This window comes from Microbacterium esteraromaticum, from assembly GCF_014084045.1.
Taxonomy (GTDB): domain Bacteria; phylum Actinomycetota; class Actinomycetes; order Actinomycetales; family Microbacteriaceae; genus Microbacterium; species Microbacterium esteraromaticum_D.
Genome location: NZ_CP043732.1, coordinates 1,582,856 through 1,599,487, shown reverse-complemented (window position 1 = coordinate 1,599,487; position 16,632 = coordinate 1,582,856). Strand labels below are relative to the sequence as shown.

Here is a 16,632-nt window from a genome sequence, read left to right as displayed (position 1 = left end):
ATCCAGATCAGACGTCGGGATGTTGATGTCCGCGCCCCTCTGACTACCGCCTCGACTTCATTCCGCCATCGGACACCGTAGGGACATCAACCGACCACGCGCGTTGGGGAGAACACGCCATCCGTGTCACAGCGCCTCCCCTTCGATCAGGGGCAGCTGCACCGTGACCTGGCGCCCTGCCTGCACGAAGATGCCCCTGCCCTCGGGGAAGTCGGTGCGCTTGACCTTCGGGAACGGCACCTTGAACACCGCGTCGCCGTCGAACGAGTCGGGCTTGAGGATGATGCCCTTGCGGCCGGCCTTGAAGTCTCCGATGAAGCCGAAACCGCTGGTGACCTGCGTCACGTCCGCATCGCCGACGAGGAGGTGATCGCTGCGGTTGATCGCCTGGAACAGCGCCTTCATGTCGCGTTCCGCCGGGCTGTCGGCGAACTGCGGCACGTCCTCGATCACGATCATCACGCGCATCGGCAGCGACTCGTCGGCGACGAGCTCGACGATCTCCTTCGCGAGCTCCTTGGCGTCGTCGGGGGTGACGGCGCTGCGGGTCCACGGGGCGTACTCCTTCAGCTGCGAGCGCCGACCGCCGAAGTGGAACAGCACGCATTCCGGATCGAAGCGGCGCATCGAGGTGATCAGCCACTTCAGCGCGTTCGTCTTGCCCGACAGCGGCGGGCCCGCGACCACGAATGTGCCGACCGGGTCGAAATCGCGCGCCGAGAGGGTGTCCTCGGCGATGCCGAGCACGGGGAACTCGCCCACCCGCTCGGGGAGGTCGCGCGCCGAGAGCCGGGTCGGCAGGGCGCCGATCTCGGCGACCTCGCGCGCTCCGGCGGCCCGGAGGTCGTCGGCGAGCTTCTCGAGCAGCTTCGTCTGCTCTGCGACGTTGGGCGTGCCGCCGAGGGTGGCGATCTGCGTCTCGAGTCCGTCCATGATGGCGCGACCGGGCGCGGAGCGCTCGTCGAGCACGTCCTTCGGCGCGTTGAGCATCGCGTAGGCCGACTCCTCTGCGAGGCGCAGCACGACGCGTCGTGAGACGTTCGCGCTCACGGCCGTCGGCACCGATCCCGAGCGGTCGGCCGTGGCGACGACGTGCACGCCCAGGGGACGCCCCTCGCCGAGGATCCGCATGAAGGTCTGGTAGAAGGGCATCCGGGCGGTGGTCGACTCCCACTCCGAGCGGAACTGCGGGAACCCGTCGATGAGGAAGAGGATGCGCGGCTCGTCGCGGCCGGTGATCTCGCGGTACTCGGTGAGGCTCGCCGCGTTGGCCGCGCTGAAGCGCTTGCCGCGGTCGTCGAGCACCCGGGCGAGCGAGCGAAGGATGCGCTGCACGCGCTCCGCGTCATCGCCCGCGATGATCGAGCCGACATGGGGCAGGATCTCGAGGCTGCGCAGGGAGCCCGACCCGAAGTCGAGGCCGTACACCTCGACGCTGCTCCTCGGGTCGTGACCGGCCGCGATCGCCAGGGTGCGCAGCACCGTCGACTTGCCAGACCCGCTGGTGCCGTAGACGAGCAGGGAGCCGTCCTTGTCGGGCAGGAAGTACGTGGGCTCCTGAAGCTGGCGGGCAGGCACGTCCATCTTGCCGAGCAGGATCTCGCCGTCACCGCGCAGGGGCAGATCACGAAGGTCGACAGCATGCTCGAGGTCGTCGAGCCACGGGCGCCGCGGGGCGGGGATGCCGGCCTGCGCCGACGCCTTCACCAGCGTCGCCACGATGCGCTTCTGGTCGGTTGGGCCGAGGTCCTCGTCGTGGGAGTCCGACTCCGGTGCCTGCTCTGCCTCCCAGAGCTGGGTCGATCCGAAGCGCAGCTCGGCGATCTTCACCTCTGCGACCTGCACCTCGTCGGTGGTCCACCCGCCGGCGTAGGCCGACTGGAAGGGCACGAGCCGTCCCGGACCGGTCTTCGCGATGCCGCGACCGGGGATCGAGGGCGGGAAGGATGCCGCGACCGGGTCGTCGACGACATCCTTCGAGTCGGACTCGTCCGCCATGCGCAGGGCGACGCGCAAGTTGGTGTTGGCGCGGAGGTTGTCTTTGATGACACCGGCGGGGCGCTGGGTGGCCATGATCAGGTGGATGCCGAGCGAACGACCGCGCTGGGCGATGTCGACGACGCCGTCCACGAACTCGGGGACCTCTCCGGCGAGCGCGGCGAACTCGTCGATCACGAGCACGAGAGCGGGAGGGGTGTCGGGGTCGCGGCGCTTCTCGAGCTCGAGGAGGTCCTTCGCCTTCTTCCGGTTGAAGAGGTGCTCGCGGTGGTGCAGCTCGGCGCGCAGGCTGGTGAGCGCGCGTCGCACGAGGTGCGGGCTGAGGTCGGTGACGAGACCGACGGTGTGCGGAAGGTCGACGCAGTCGGCGAACGCCGATCCGCCCTTGTAGTCCACGAACAGGAAGGTGACGCGGTCGGGGCTGTGCGCTGCGGCCATGCCGAGCACCCACGCCTGCAGGAACTCGCTCTTGCCGGCACCGGTGGTGCCGCCGACGAGGGCGTGCGGGCCCTGCGTGCGCAGGTCGAGCGTCATGGCATCCGTCTGCGACTGCCCGATGATCGCACGAAGGTTGCCCGCCTTCTTCAGTCGTGACTGCGGAGCGCCTGAGCGGTCGATGATGGTGTTGTTCTGCCGCCAGCGGTCGATGACGGCAGACGGGTCGGATGCCACCTCGGTGCCGACGAGAGAGAGGAACATCACCGAGTTCGGGATGTCGGACGAGTCCTCGACGACCGTGCTGGAGTCGACGACGGGGGCGAGGCGCTTCGCGAACATCGTCATGTACGCGTGCGAGACGCCCTCGACCCGCACACCGGTGTAGGAGACGCCGTTGCGGACGGTGCCGACGCGCGCATTCTCGAGGCCGTCGGTCACGTCGACGAAGCTGCGGCAAGCGGCCGGCAGCGCCTCGACCACGGGAGCGACGAACAGTCCGTACACTCCGACGTCGGCGCCGCGCTCGAGGATCTGGGTGAGGCGTGCGCGGTCGACGGGCGCGTCGTTGGTGATGATGACGAGAACGGCGGTCTGGCCGGGGAAGCTGGCCTCTTCGGCGGCGCGCTTGACGTCGGTGCCGAAGTAGGTCGGATCCCAGTCGTGGCCGTACGGCGGGCGAGGGGAGGTGGCTGACTTCGCGCGCCGCATCACGAGCTCTTCGAGGCCGTTCAGCAGCGCGGCGCCGGTCGACGCCGAATCGGCCAGCGGCACGTCCTTGAACGGGTTGCGCTCGCTCGACGTGTGCGGCAGCCACTTCAGCCAGTCGAGCTCGTTCGCCCAGCCGGGCTCGGTGATCGCCACCGTGACGAGCTCGTTCGGGGAGTGCATGCCGAAGAGCTGCACGGCGAGCCCACGCAGCGCGTCGCTCGCCGACGAGGTGGGCCCCGCGACGCCGATCGAGCCGACGCTCTGCAGCGACTCGAGGATCGGCACGTCGCTGATCATCCGGTAGCGGTCCTCGAGGCGGTCGACGCGCTCGACGTACTCGACCAGCGCATCGGCGGATTCGCCTCGCTTGACCTTGGTGCGCGAGGCGTCCTCGCAGGTGCCGAGACGCACGGCGAGGAAGTTCCAGTGCTCGGGGCGACGGGTCCACAGCATGGGCCCGAGTCGCATCGCCTCGTCGAAGACGATCGCGACCGCCGGCACCTCGGCCTGTCTCACCGCGCGCTCGTGCGGCTGGGCCAGATAGAGCTTCTCCTCCAGCTTCTCGAACTGCTCCTCGAACGACTCCACCTCTTTGCGCAGCCGCTGGCCGATATTGGTCTTCTGCGAGATGAAGTTTCCGAACATCATCAGGGGCGACATGAAGATGATGAGCAGCGAGCGGGCGTTGCCGCTGATCGCGAACATCGCCGCACCGAGCAGGATCGGCGCGACCAGCATCGGCCAGGGGAACAGCCGCTGCACCTGGTCCTTCGGGTAGCGCGGCTCGTCGAGCTCGTCGCCGATGTAGCGCTCCTCGACGCGCGGGCTGCGGTTGAACAGCAGAGCCCCGCCGCGCTCGAGCACCGGGTCGACGGCGGCCGAGCCGTCGAAGTCGCTCACCAGGTGCACCACGAGTTCGCAGTCGCCCAGCGTGAACTTCTGGCCGGGGATGACCCTCAGGCGCTGCACCAGCCCGCCGTCGACGAGGATGCCGTTGGCGGAGTTGAGATCGACGAGCTCGACGAAGGTCGATGCGACCTCGATGCGCGCGTGCCTCTTGGACACCAGTGGATCTGCGAGCACCACGTCGCTCGAGGTGTCGCGGCCGATGAAGAAGTGGCCGACGGGCAACGGGAACTCCTGCCCCGCCGCCGGACCCGACACCACGCTGAGCAGCGCGGCAGGCCGGCTGCCCATCGGGGCCGTCGCCGCACGATTGGGCCCGAGGTTCACGACCTCGGTCATGAAGCCGGAGCCGACCGGGGCATCGCCGATCAGCAGGTCGGGGTTGAGTGTGACGAGCGCGTCGCTGGTGGGCGGCGCGACCGCCAGGCTGAGCACGTCACCGGTCGACATCGCCACGGAGCGCAGCGGGTCGGTGTCGGCGATCTGAACGGCCACGTCGGCGACGGTCGCGGTCGAGTCGGCCATCACGACGATGTCGGTCAGGGGGACACCGGGGCGCCGCAGCGTCAGCTTGATTCTCATCGGTTCTCCTGGTTGTCGACTGTCATGCCCGCTCGACGGTCAGCGTGCGGTCGCCGAAGCGGACCACATCGCCGACCTGCACGGGTGCGGGGTCGCCCGGCGTCACGGGCATCTCGGAGCCTGCCCGGACGATCGCGCTGCCGTTGGTGGAGCCGCGATCGACGACGAGGACTCCTCGTCGTGCCGGGAGGATCGCGAGGTGGGTCTTCGAGACGGACCTGGTGTCGTCTGCGATGGCGACGAGCTGCACAGCGCCCTCGCCGGCGACGGGCGCCGGCGCCCGTCCGATCAGCGTGGCGCCGCGCACCTCGATGCGGCTCCCGTCGTCGAGCTGCAGCACGGCGCGCACGCCCGCTGCGGGCTCGCCGGGAGACGGCGCGTGTGCGGGCTGCCCTGCGGTACTCGACACCACCGCGGCGGAGGCCGCGGACGGAGGCAGGGACGGCGCAGGTGCCGCCGCGGGTGCGGGGGCAGCGGGTGCGGGGGCCGCAGGTGCGGGTGCGGGGGCCGCAGGTGCGGGTGCGGGTGCGGGTGCGGGTGCCGCAGGTCGCGAGGCGAACGAATCGAGCAGCTGGCCGGATGCCAGGGGCGGCGGCACGGCATCCACCATCCCGCTCGACGCGACAGCCGGAGCGAACGGCGCCGCGGGTGCGGGTGCCGCGGGTGCCGCCGGCCCGTCGGTGCGAGGCGCGGACGTTCCGCGGTGCGCGCCGATCACTCCGCCCGAGAAGCGTCCCGACGGCGTGTAGGCGGCGGGGGCGTCGCGGTCGACAGGTGTGGCGAGCGATGGAAGCGCGGGCCCTCGTTCGTGCTCGGGGATGCGCACCGACTTGCGGGCGATGCGCATGCGCTTCGCGTCGTAGGGGTTCAGCCCACGGCGCACGTCGACCATCCACGTGGCCGCGGCCTGGTCGAGCCAGCTGCGACCCCGGCGCTCGGCGTCGAAGAACGGGGAGAGGGCGACCACAAGCAGCGGTCCGAGCAGCGGCAGCAGGAATGACAGGCAGATCAGCAGATAGCGCACGACCGCGCCGCGCCAGAACCGCGGCTGCTCGAGCGTGCGCACATTGACCGTTCGCAGGCCGAACATCGCCTTGCCCGCGGTGACGCCCTTGCGGCCGAGCAGCACCAGCTGCAGGATCACGAAGATCATGGCGAGCACGTTGCCCGCGGCGAGCGTCACGATCGGCCAGAGAAGGTCGCCCTTCTCGAGCATCGCCGCCGGATCGGCGGCACCGGTGACGATCGACAGGAGTGCGGGCGTCGCCACCACCATCGCAGGGGCGGCGATCGCGAGCAGGATCAGCAGCTCGACGAGGGTCGCCATCGACCGGCGCCCGAACGGGGCAGGCAGCAGCCCGAGCGATGCGGCGTACGCAGGGTCGGGCCGGCCGGCGGCGTCGAGCCCTTCGATCTGCCTCTCGCCGTCGTCGATCTCCCAGATCAATCCAGCTCTCCTTCGGGTTCGCTGCGTGGTGCGTCGAGCAGGGCGAGATCCTCCCGCGTCACCAGGCGCGACGCCACGGCGTGCTCGACGAGTCGCGCCCGGCGGTTGGTGGCGAAGTTGCGCTGTCCGCCCCGCATGCCGGGCACGCCGATCCGATCGAGCTTGTCGCAGACGTTGTCGAGCTTGCGGTTGAAGCGGGTGACCGTCCACCCCAGCCGCTCCGCCGCCTTCGACGAGCTGGGGATCTCGCTCATCCCCGTTCCGTCCCGGCGCAGCTGTGGTTCGGCGAGTGCGAGGATCAGCAGCTTCTGGCTCTCGGTCAGCGGCACGGCGCCGATGGTCGACGCCCCGTCGCCTTCGATCTCGCGACGTGTGGCGCGGAAGGCGGGCTCGTCCGCGTGCACCGTCAGCTCGTAGGTGGTCGGGCCGGCTGTGAAGACGACCGTGGTGCGTTCGAAGACGAGCGGCAGCCGCGCCCCCGGCGCAAGCCATGCCTGCACCCCGCCGGCCGAATCGGTGACCGTCGCCGACAGCCGGGTGCCGACGTTCGTCAGCCACCACAGGCCGTCGTCGTTCGCTATCTCGAGGAAATGCCGGTGCAGGAAGAGGTTGTCGTCGAGCTCGAGGTCTCCTTCGCGTCCGACGGTGAAAGCGGCATCCGGTTCGACGGGGAAGTACTCACCCGCGAACTCCACGGTCACTGCGGTCATTCCACGCACTCCCTGACCTCTTGCGCCGACCTGCGGTCGGCTCGGACGAGCGTGACCTCGATGCACGTGCGCCCCGGCTGCACTCCCTCGAGCGTCACCGTCGTCGACTCGGTGGTCTGCGCCTGCAGCACGCCGTCGAGCGTGACCTGTGCCCAGATGTACGAGTCGCCGTCCTGGGGATCGGGATTGGTCCACGTGAACGTCACCGCGTCGCCGGCGCGCGTGCCCGCGAGGTCGTCGACCGGCGGGACGATACCGGAGACGACATCCTGCGGAGCGGGCTCATCGTCTTCGGCGGTCGGCGCCGCGGAAGGCAGCAGCGATCGCGTGAGGTCTCCCCCGAGCCCGATGGCGACGCCGATCGCGACCACGGCCGCCGCGGCGCCGATCCACACCCACGGCGAGACCCGTCGCTTCGTGCCGGCGGCAGGCTCGTCGACCGCCGGGGAGGCGAGAGGAGACTCGGCGGGCGCCGGCTGCTGCGGCTGCGGAGCGGTCGGAGCGAGCACCGTCGGCGGGCGCAGGAGCGTGGGCTCGTCGTCGACGACGACGGGAGCCGGGTCGGCGGGCCGCCGCTGCGTGTGCTCGTGCGCAGACGGCGCCTGGGGCATCTCGAACCGCGGGATGCCGGTGAGCGGCGCAGCGGGAAGACGCGGTTCCGTCGCGGCCGACGGACGGGTCGCGGTCGGCGAATCGGGGCTGATGGACTGCACCTCGCGGACGCGGGTCAGTCCGTCATCGTCGTCACGCAGCTCGTCTGCCGAGGGGTGCTCGTCGACGATGTCGATCGGGGTCACCGAATGCGACAGCTCGATCTGCACCTTCTGCAGCGCTCGGGCGAAGGCCACTGCGCTGGGATACCTGTCGTCGGCGTTCTTCGCCATCGCCCTGGCGAGCGTCGCCTGGAGGCTGGCAGGCGAGTCGGCCCGCGCGAGCGGCGGCAGGGCCATGCGCTCGATGCGCTCGATGAGGTCGGCGCTGGTGTTGCGCTCGCCCGGCCGCTCGAAGGGCGAGCGCCCCACGAGCAGGGTGTAGATCGTGGCGCCGAGCGCGTACACGTCGGTGCGGGGGCCGCTGCGCGGTGGCTCGGCGAAGGACTCGGGCGGCGACCAGGGGATCGACATGCCGGCCGCCTCCGTCACGGCGCCCGTGGTGGAGGCGATGCCGAAGTCGGTGAGCGCCGGACGGTTGTACTCGGTGACGAGGATGTTCGCCGGCTTGATGTCGCGGTGCAGCACGCCTGCGCGGTGCGCGGTCTCGACCGCACCGGCGACCTGGATGCCCACCCGCAGCGCCTCGGCTACCGAGAAGGGCTCGCGACGGGCGCGCGCCTGCAGGTTGGGGCGAGGGCAGTACTCCATCACGAGGTACGGCCTGCCGTCGCCGGCAACGCCCGCCTGGTAAATGGTGACGATGGCGGGGTGCGTCGACAGCATGGCCATCACGTTGGCCTCGTCGGTGAACTCCTGCGCAGCTCCCGTGGTGATCCGGTCGGCGAGCAGCACCTTGACCGCGACCTTGCGGCGCGGCATCTCCTGCTCGTACAGGAACACATCGGCGAATCCGCCTGCGCCGAGCGGCTGGAGGTAGGTGAACCCGGGCAGCGTGGGCGGCGGCGAGGGCGTGCGACTCATGTGAGGCCCTCGAAGAGCACGGTGACCCCGTCGCCGAGATCCACGACATCGCCGCTGAGCACGAGGGTCTGCTCACCAGGGTGCAGGCGCACGGGATCCGCGCCCGGGCGGAGGAGAGTCGATCCGTTGGTGGTGTGCAGATCGATGACGACGACGGAGTCGCCCTCTGGCCGGATCTCGAGGTGGCTGCGCGAGATGTCCTGCTCAGGGCTCTCGACGGCGACCAGGTGCGGCATGTTGTCGCCGCTGGCGCGCGTCGCGCGCGGTCGGCGGCCGATGATCACGGTGCGGTCGAGCTCGACGACCTGACCGGTCGACATGCGGGCACGCCCGTGCGAGGCGGACGGCTCGACGGTCGGCAGCACGGCCGTCGGGGCGTCAGGACCCGCTGTCTCCCCCGCAGGCGACGCAGCTCGGCCACCGAGATGGTCGCGCCGTCATGGTCGCCGAGTGATGGGGCGGACGGCGCGGGAGGTGCGGACGGCGCCGCGTGGATCGTCGCCTCGAGCGACTCGTCGTCGGTCACAGGGGGAGCGAACGTGAACTCGTTCGGGATCAGGGTCGGGAAGCCCGCATCGTGCGCGGCCGGATCAGGGGCTTCCTCCTGCTCGACCGCCTCGGGCTCCGCGGCATTCGTGGCGACGGGTTCGGTGGCGACGGGCTCCGGCGCCACGACCGCGGCATCCGCGGCATCCGCGGGCTCCGACTCGACGGGCTCCGACTCGACGGGCTCCGACTCGACGGGCTCCGACTCGACGGGCAGCGGCTCCGCGGCATCCGGCTCGACGGCATCTGGCCGCACGGCCGGCACATCGACGGCGGACGGCCAGGGCGCACCCGCCCCGGTCTCGGCATCGGCGGGCGCAGGGGCGGACTGCTCCGCGCCTGCGGCGTCCGTCGCGCGAGACGCCCGCTCGCCGCTCTCGCCGAGCGACACCGCCGAGGCGAGGACCACGCCCGAGCGCACGCTGAGCGACGCAGCGGATGGGCCTTCCTCGAGTGCGACGGTGAAGCTGCGCGGCTGGGCGATGTACCGCTCCGCCCAGGTGCTGATGTCGGCACCCGAGACGGTCTCGTCGCCATCGGCGCCGCTGACCTGCAGCACGATGTCTCCTCGCACGGCGAAGCGTGCGAAGTCGGGGCCGATGAGCGCGACGGCGAACGAGCCCAGCCTCGCGATCGATCCCGCAGTCAGGACGTCGATGACCTCGGTCAGCTGCACGGAGTCCTCGCGCATCATCCCGATCAGCGTGTCGATCCGCTCGGCGGACACGTCTCCGGGGACTGCGATCAGACCGCCGTCCTCCACGATCACCTGCCAGGTGCCGGGTCGGTATGCGAACTGGTTCATCGAACCCCTCCATTCAATGATTCCCTCGGTCTGGTGTCGTCATCGACGTCCGAGAGCACGATCGTGCCTGGCCGCGAGGCGACCGAGATCGCGTCGACCACCACGACGGTGATGTTGTCACGGCCACCAGCCTCCACGGCCTCGGCTGTGAGCTGCGCCGCGGCGCGCTGCGGGTCTGGCTCGCTCTGCAGCACCTCGCGGATGCGCGCCTCGCCCAGCTCCGACGTCAGTCCGTCCGAGCACACCAGCATCCGATCCCCGCGCTCGGCAGGGAAGAGCCAGAAGTCGGCGTCACCCGTGCTGCCTGCTCCGATGGCGCGCGTGATGATGTTGCGGCGCGTGTCGTGAAGCGCCTCCTCGGCGGTGAGCTCGCCCGAGTCGAGGAGCTCCTGGATGACCGAGTGATCGACCGTGATGCGCTCCATCTCGCCGTCCGCCAGCCGGTAGGTCCTCGAATCGCCGATGTTCATCGCGAGCCAGTAGCCGAGACCGTCGACCGACGAGATCACGACGCCGCTGAGGGTGGTGCCGGCGCGTGAAGCGCCCGAGGTCGCCAGATGCTCGACCACGCCGCGCGCCCGCGCCAGAGTCTGGCGGACGTCGTCGAGGCTGAGCGCATCACGCCCGACGAGGGTCGCGAACTCATCGACCACGGCGGCACTGGCCCGCTCTCCCGCCTCGTGACCGCCCATGCCGTCGGCGACGATGAACACGGGGGCGGATGCCAACTGGGCATCTTCGTTGAGCACCCGCCGACGCCCGGTGTGGGTGGCGGCACCGCTGTTGACGAGGACCGGAGCGCTCACGCGTACCCGCCGATCGTCACGATCCGGTCGCCGATCTCGATCGCGTCGCCCAGCCGCACCGGGATGCGCTGCCCAGGAGGGCAGGCGATGCGCACGCCGTCGCGGACGACGACGGTGCCGTTGGTGGACTCGCGATCCATGATCCAGCCGCCCGAGGGCTCGGAGGCCGCCTCGAAGTGCGTCTTCGACAGCGAGAGCGTCTCGTCGCGGACGGCTACGACGACCGCGCCGGGATCCTGTGCGGGGTTGCGCCCGAAGACCGTGCGGCCCGAGACCGTCACCCGCTGGCCGTCGTCCCAGGTGAACACCAGACGGTGGCCGGGGACGCTGATGCGCGTGGATTCGATGTCGTCATCATCGTGCGGGAACGCCGTCGGAGGCACAGCGGCCGCGGGGGCGGGAGCCGTTGGGGCCGCGGGGGCGGGAGCCGTTGGGGCCGCGGGGGCGGGAGCCGCTGGGGCCGCGGGGGCGGGAGCCTCTGCCGGCGCGGCGGCGGGAGCAGGAGGAGCAGCCGGGGCGGGGGGCTGTGCGGGCGTCGGCGCGGCGAACGTCGACGTCGGCGGCGTCGGCTCCGCGGTCGCGGGAGCAGGCGGGCCGGGCTGTGTCACACCGGGCACGAACGAGATCAGCGGGTCGCTGGGAAGCCCCTCGCCTCCCTGCGGCGCGATCAGCGTCTCATCGGGCGCCTGCGATGCGCCGGAGGTGCCGGCGCGCTGAGCGACGACGGTCTCGTCGGGGAAGGCGCTCGGCAGAGGGGGCGCCTCGCGCGTCGGCTGCGGGAAGGCGGTCGGCAGCGGCGGGGCGAACGACGTCGGCTGCCCGGCGTGATCGGTGGCCATCGAGCCCGACGGCGCGACGGGAGGCGCGGGCACCGCCGGCGCGGCCGGCGACGAGACGGGCGCCGGTGCCGATGCGGCATCCAGCATCACCGCTCCTGCTGCCTTGTCGTGCCATCCCTGGTAGCGGCCGGTGCCGTCGAACAGCGGCGAGAACATCCCCACCACGAACGCCCCGGTGACCGAGAAGACGATGTTCCGCAGCAGCGCTCGCCAGAATGACACGGGCGCGAGGTCTGCGGCGCCCGCCAGGCGGATGCCCTGAGCCCGCATCCCGATCGAGCCCCTGCCGGTCTGCATGAGCGTGTAGACGATGAACCAGCCGAGGATCAGCAGTCCGAAGACACCGCCGGTCACGGCCACCGACGCCAGTGCGCCCGCGGCGTTCTCGGGGTTCTGCAGAGCGCCGACCATCATGACCGTCATCACGACGGTGGCGACGACGGGCAGCACAGCGGCGATGAGCGCGTCGATGACGTAGGCGATCACCCGTCGCCTGATCGGCGCGACCGCGCCGGGGGGAATCGTCGTCATGGGGTCTCGCTCTCGGACTTCGGGGGGTTCTTGTCGATGTTGCCAGGTTCACGCCGCACGCGCGCGGCGGCGGCGTCCTTCAGTTCCTGCACGCGCTGGCTCATTCTGCCGTTGCCTGTCAGCGAGCGAAGGCTGAGTCGTGCCTTCGCCCGGCCCCAGAATGTGGTGGCGCCGCGCATGTGGCCCACCGCTTCGTCGACCTCGCGCCAGAAGGCGTCGACATCCTCGGCGGTCGGCTCGCCCGGTCCGAAGACCTGGCCGTCGGCGCGCTGTGCGAGGACCGTCGCCGCGGGCAGCGTGAGGGTGGATGCCACGACACCGGCCTCTTCGACACGCGTGCCGCCGGGGGCGATACGGGCGCCGTGATCGATCGCGCGGTCGGTCAGCTCCTCCCACCCGCCGCTGATCCGATCGGAGTGGCGCTCGGCGTTGCGTCGAGCACGACGCTTCGCCGCCTTCCACGCGCCGATCACGATGAACGGCGAGGCGAGCAGCAGCAGGATCCCGAGCGAGATGCCCGCGATCGCCAGGATCATCCCGATGATGCCGAGCACGTTCAGGCTCTCGTCCTCCGCCTTTCGGTCGTCGGGCACCGTCGGTGGCAGGTCGACCGGCTCCTGCGGCGGAGGCGGGGGCTGCAGCACCTGCGGCTTCGGATCGACGCGCGGCTTGGTGTTCTGGTCCTGGGGCACCTTGTCCTCGGGCGGCGTCGGGTCGAACGGCACCCAGCCGAAGCCCTCGAAGGCGATCTCGACCCATGCGTGCACGTCGTCGCCGGTGGCGGTGAACACGGGATCCTTCTTGCGGTCGGCGTCGGGGTAGTAGCCCATGACGATGCGCACGGGCATCCCGATCTCCTGCGCCGCGAGCGCCATCGCGACCGCGTACTGCTCGTCGTCGCCGATCATCTGATCGCCGCCCAAGAGGGTGCTGATGCGCTCAGCGGTGTGCCCGGCGCGCGACATGACCTCGCCCTCGAGCCCGTGGCTGAAGAAGCCGCCGTCGGCGAAGTACGTCTCGAGCGCCCGTGCCTGCTCGATGGGCGTCTCGGCGTCGGTGACGATGTCGGCCGCGGTCGCCGAGAGGTCCTCAGGCGAGTACGGCGACACCTTCTGACGTATGTTGGCGAACTTCGCCTCCTTGAGCTGCTCATCGCTGATCTTCGGAACGATGACGGCATCGACGGTGTACGCGTCGCCCTTCTTCAGGCCGGCGGTGACGATCGTCGTGTCGGTCGCGGGGTTGCTGTAGGCGCTGCGGCGCAGCTCGTCAGCACGGTCCCCGTCGAAGCGCACATCGTCGACGACGCTCGCACCGGGAAGCCAGACGCCCGAGTAGTCGGCGATCTCGAAGCGCAGCTGGGCGGGCACGCCCTCGACACCCGTCGCCATGTCGCTGCGCAGCGGCAGGAACGCGCTCGACGAACCGGGGCCGCCATCGGTCACGTTGTAGACCACGCCGTCCCAGCCGTCCATCGCGGCCAGGCGCACGCGGCCCTCCTCGGGCAGTCCGGTGACCGTGAACAGCTTCTTGGTCTTCTGGTCGCGCACGGTCTTGCGGAAGCTCTGCAGCGGGCTCGCGTAGTCGCGGATGTTGAACGGGGGGATGATGGCGTCGCGGAACACGTTGCGCGGCCCGGCGTCTGCGGTCACCGCGTTCACACCGGCACCGGCGCCGGCCGCGACGGCGATCACGATCGCGCTGCCCACGAGGCGGCGGATGCGCATGTACCTGGCACGCGACGGGTCTGCCTCGGCGACGTTCACCGCAGACGACTGGGGGGCCCACCACGCGCGCAGCGACAGCCAGATCGCGGCGACGGCGGCGATGACGATGCCCTGGACGAGCGGGAAGGCCGCGGTGGGCACGCCGAGCGCGATCACCAGGAAGAGGGTGCCGATGATCGGCAGCAGCGACCAGGCGAGCCGGCGAAGGCGCAGGGCGAGAGATGCGGCGAGGACGCTCGAGACCAGGGCGATCAGGAACGGCACCAGCAGATGGCCGTCGGCGGCGGAGACGGGTGCCACGGTGGTGAGCAGCTGCTTCCACGACGTCACCACACCGGAGGCGAGCGCGGCGAGAGTGTCGAGCGTGGGGATCACGCCGAGAAGGGCCGTGTGCGGCAAGGCGAGAGCGCCGCCGAACAGGAAGTACGCGACGACGGTCGCGCCCGTCACGATGAGGATGCCCCAGCCGCGCCACGCGCACAGCGCAGCGATGGCGAGGCCGAGCACCACGCCGCCGACGGCGGCGAGCAGGAAGCTCGGGCCGGCGAAGGTGGTCCAGAACCCGACCAGCGCGGTGATCAGCAGCGCGGCGACGGCGGCGAGGTCGATGACCCATCCGCGTCGCAGGCGGGAGGCGGTCTGAGGAACGGTCATGCGAGCACCCTCTGCAGTGCGATGGGAAGCTGTTCGAGTGCGCCGACGGTCACGACGTCGGCGTCGGCGATGCGCCGAAGCTCCGGGCGTTCGAGGCCCGACTGCGCGACGACGGCGAGAGCGCGTGCGCCGAACGGCAGCCTGGCGCATGCGCGTCGGAGCACGTCGACGTCGACGCTCGCCCCGCAGACCAGCACGACGACGCTGGCCAGCGGCATCGCGGCCGAAACGACGCCTGCGAGTTCTGCGATGCCGCCTTCACGCGCCTTCGACTGCTCGATCGCCGAGAGCGAGTCGAGCAGCTGCTTGCCTGTGCCGGATGCCAGTTCCCTCCCCTGCACGTGCACGTCCACGCGCTGCGAGTCCTGCAGGGCTCGAAGGCCGATGGAGCCGGCGATCGAGATGCCGAGCTCGAACTCCTCCTCGGAGCGGTAGTCGCCGCGCGAGCGCGACAGGCCGATCACGAAGTGCGAACGACGTGTCTCCTCGAACTGGCGAACCATCATGGTCCCGGTGCGCGCGGTCGAACGCCAGTGCACGTGCCGCAGGTCGTCGCCGGGCTGGTACTCGAGCAGGGCGTGGAACGAGACATCGTCGCGGGAGAGGTCGGCCGCCGGCATGCCCTCGAGATCGCGGAGGAAACCGAGCGACTGACCGCCGAACAGCACCGTCCTGGGGTGCACGAACAGGTCGACCGGATCGTCGCGACGGTGCGCGCGCTCGAACACCCCGAGCGGATCGCCGCGCACCACGCTCACCGGTCCGACCTCGACGACGCCGCGTCGCTGCGTCGGGATCGCGAACAGCTCCTCCGCGCTCTGACCGGCGGCGAGGCGCTGGATGGCGAACTCCCCTCGGCCGGCGCCGACGGGAAGGACCACGCGCGACGGGAGGATGGCCCTGCTGCCGCGGTTCTCGAGCTTGAGGGCGCCGATCGCCCGCTCGCCGACCACGACGCGCGTGCGCGCCAGATCGAGCGATACGTCGTACTGCGTGCGGCCGATCAGGAACAGCGCGCAGACGACGAGCACGAACGCCATCACCCAGGCGGCGACGACGAGCTCGCGCCAGCCCTGCACGGCGCCGACGATCCAGAACACCGCGGTGAGCGCCATCAGCATCCACCCCAGCGGCCGCACCACACCGGCCGCATAGCGCAGTCGCTGCAGCAGCCGCCCGCCGAGCACGGCGGCGACGTCTCGCCAGCCGGCGTCGCGCCCGGGGGCTCCCCCCTCCACCACGGTCGTCTGAGACATCAGACCGCCGCGCGCGCCTGCGGCGCAGCCACGTTCTCGAGAACCCGGCCGATCACGCTCTCCGCGGTCGTGCCGGCGAACTCCGCCTCGGGGTCGAGCAGCAGGCGGTGCTGCCAGACAGCCGGGGCGAGAGCCTTGACGTCATCCGGCAGGACGTAGTGTCGCCCGTGAGCCGCCGCCCACACCTTCGCGATGCGGATCATCGCGATCGCGCCGCGCACCGACACGCCCAGGCGGATGGCGGAGTCGGTGCGGGTCGCCTCGGCGAGCTCCGCCGTGTACCGCAGCACTGCCGGCTCCACGTGCACGCTGGCGGCCAGGTCGGCCATGTCCGCCACGGCGCTGGTGGTGATGACCGCGGTCAGGCCGGCGGAGGGATTGCGCTGCGAGGCACCGGCGAGGATGCGCTCCGCGACGGCGAGGTCGGGGTACCCGATCGACGTCTTGATCAGGAAGCGGTCGAGCTGCGCCTCGGGCAGCTTGTACGTACCGGCCTGCTCGACCGGGTTCTGCGTCGCGATGACGAGGAACGGACGCCCGGCCTCGTGGGTCACGCCGTCGACGGTGACCCGCGACTCCTCCATGACCTCGAGCAGCGCCGACTGGGTCTTCGGCGATGCGCGGTTGATCTCGTCGGCCAGGACGATCGAGGCGAAGATCGGGCCCTTGTGGAACTCGAACCGGTGCGCCTGCTGGTCGTAGATCGTCACGCCCGTCACATCGGACGGCAGCAGGTCGGGGGTGAACTGGATGCGCGAGCTCGTGCCCTGGACGGTGGCTGCCAGCGCCTTGGCGAGGCTGGTCTTGCCCGTGCCCGGTGCGTCCTCGAGCAGCACGTGGCCTTCGGCGAGCATGGCCGCGACGACCAGGCTGACGACCTCGCTCTTGCCCTGCAGCGCCAGGTCGACGTTCTCGACGAGGCGGTTGAAGGTGCCCTGGAACCAGGCCGCCTGTTCGGGAGTCATTGTCATTGCTGTTCGTTTCCTTTACTGGGGAGAAATGGGGGGTGCTGCGGTCCCGGCAGCCGGGATCGTGATCGGCGATG

At 70.8% G+C, this 16,632-nt stretch carries 11 protein-coding genes; all 11 read right to left on the bottom strand.

From position 1 onward, the window contains the following. Positions 1–126: 126 nt before the first annotated feature. Genes FVO59_RS07495 through FVO59_RS07445 form a run of 11 tightly spaced genes read right to left on the bottom strand, consistent with a single transcriptional unit; the run spans position 127 to position 16,558 of the window. Positions 127–4,632 carry a type VII secretion EssC family protein gene (locus tag FVO59_RS07495; RefSeq protein WP_182256203.1) on the bottom strand — a complete coding sequence of 1,502 codons (4,506 nt, stop codon included), beginning with the start codon at positions 4,630–4,632 and terminating at the stop codon, positions 127–129. 22 nt (positions 4,633–4,654) lie between these two features. Beyond that, positions 4,655–6,079: an RDD family protein gene (locus tag FVO59_RS07490; RefSeq protein WP_182256201.1), complete on the bottom strand. Its 1,425-nt coding sequence runs from the start codon at positions 6,077–6,079 to the stop codon at positions 4,655–4,657. Then, positions 6,076–6,789: a hypothetical protein gene (locus tag FVO59_RS07485; RefSeq protein ID WP_182256199.1), complete on the bottom strand. Its 714-nt coding sequence runs from the start codon at positions 6,787–6,789 to the stop codon at positions 6,076–6,078. The genes FVO59_RS07490 and FVO59_RS07485 overlap by 4 nt, the downstream gene beginning before the upstream one ends. Then, entirely contained in the window at positions 6,786–8,423 is a 1,638-nt protein-coding gene (locus FVO59_RS07480) for a serine/threonine-protein kinase (protein WP_182256197.1), read from the bottom strand. Before FVO59_RS07480 ends, FVO59_RS07485 begins: the two co-directional genes overlap by 4 nt. Further along, positions 8,420–8,743, bottom strand: coding sequence for an FHA domain-containing protein (locus tag FVO59_RS07475; protein ID WP_182256195.1), 324 nt, complete (start codon positions 8,741–8,743; stop codon positions 8,420–8,422). Before FVO59_RS07475 ends, FVO59_RS07480 begins: the two co-directional genes overlap by 4 nt. Beyond that, positions 8,704–9,774, bottom strand: coding sequence for a hypothetical protein (locus tag FVO59_RS07470; RefSeq protein ID WP_182256193.1), 1,071 nt, complete (start codon positions 9,772–9,774; stop codon positions 8,704–8,706). Before FVO59_RS07470 ends, FVO59_RS07475 begins: the two co-directional genes overlap by 40 nt. Further along, positions 9,771–10,580 (bottom strand): PP2C family protein-serine/threonine phosphatase, encoded by an 810-nt coding sequence (locus tag FVO59_RS07465; RefSeq protein ID WP_182256191.1) that lies wholly within the window; start codon positions 10,578–10,580, stop codon positions 9,771–9,773. The genes FVO59_RS07470 and FVO59_RS07465 overlap by 4 nt, the downstream gene beginning before the upstream one ends. Continuing rightward, entirely contained in the window at positions 10,577–11,950 is a 1,374-nt protein-coding gene (locus FVO59_RS07460; protein ID WP_182256189.1) for an RDD family protein, read from the bottom strand. Before FVO59_RS07460 ends, FVO59_RS07465 begins: the two co-directional genes overlap by 4 nt. After that, on the bottom strand, positions 11,947–14,331 hold the full coding sequence (locus FVO59_RS07455; RefSeq protein ID WP_182256187.1) for a transglutaminase domain-containing protein: 2,385 nt from the start codon (positions 14,329–14,331) through the stop codon (positions 11,947–11,949). The genes FVO59_RS07460 and FVO59_RS07455 overlap by 4 nt, the downstream gene beginning before the upstream one ends. After that, positions 14,328–15,587, bottom strand: a complete 1,260-nt coding sequence (locus tag FVO59_RS07450) for a DUF58 domain-containing protein (protein WP_182256185.1) — start codon at positions 15,585–15,587, stop codon at positions 14,328–14,330. The genes FVO59_RS07455 and FVO59_RS07450 overlap by 4 nt, the downstream gene beginning before the upstream one ends. After that, a complete protein-coding gene (locus FVO59_RS07445) occupies positions 15,587–16,558 on the bottom strand; it encodes an AAA family ATPase (protein ID WP_182256183.1) in 972 nt (323 codons plus the stop codon). The genes FVO59_RS07450 and FVO59_RS07445 overlap by 1 nt, the downstream gene beginning before the upstream one ends. Positions 16,559–16,632: the final 74 nt, after the last annotated feature.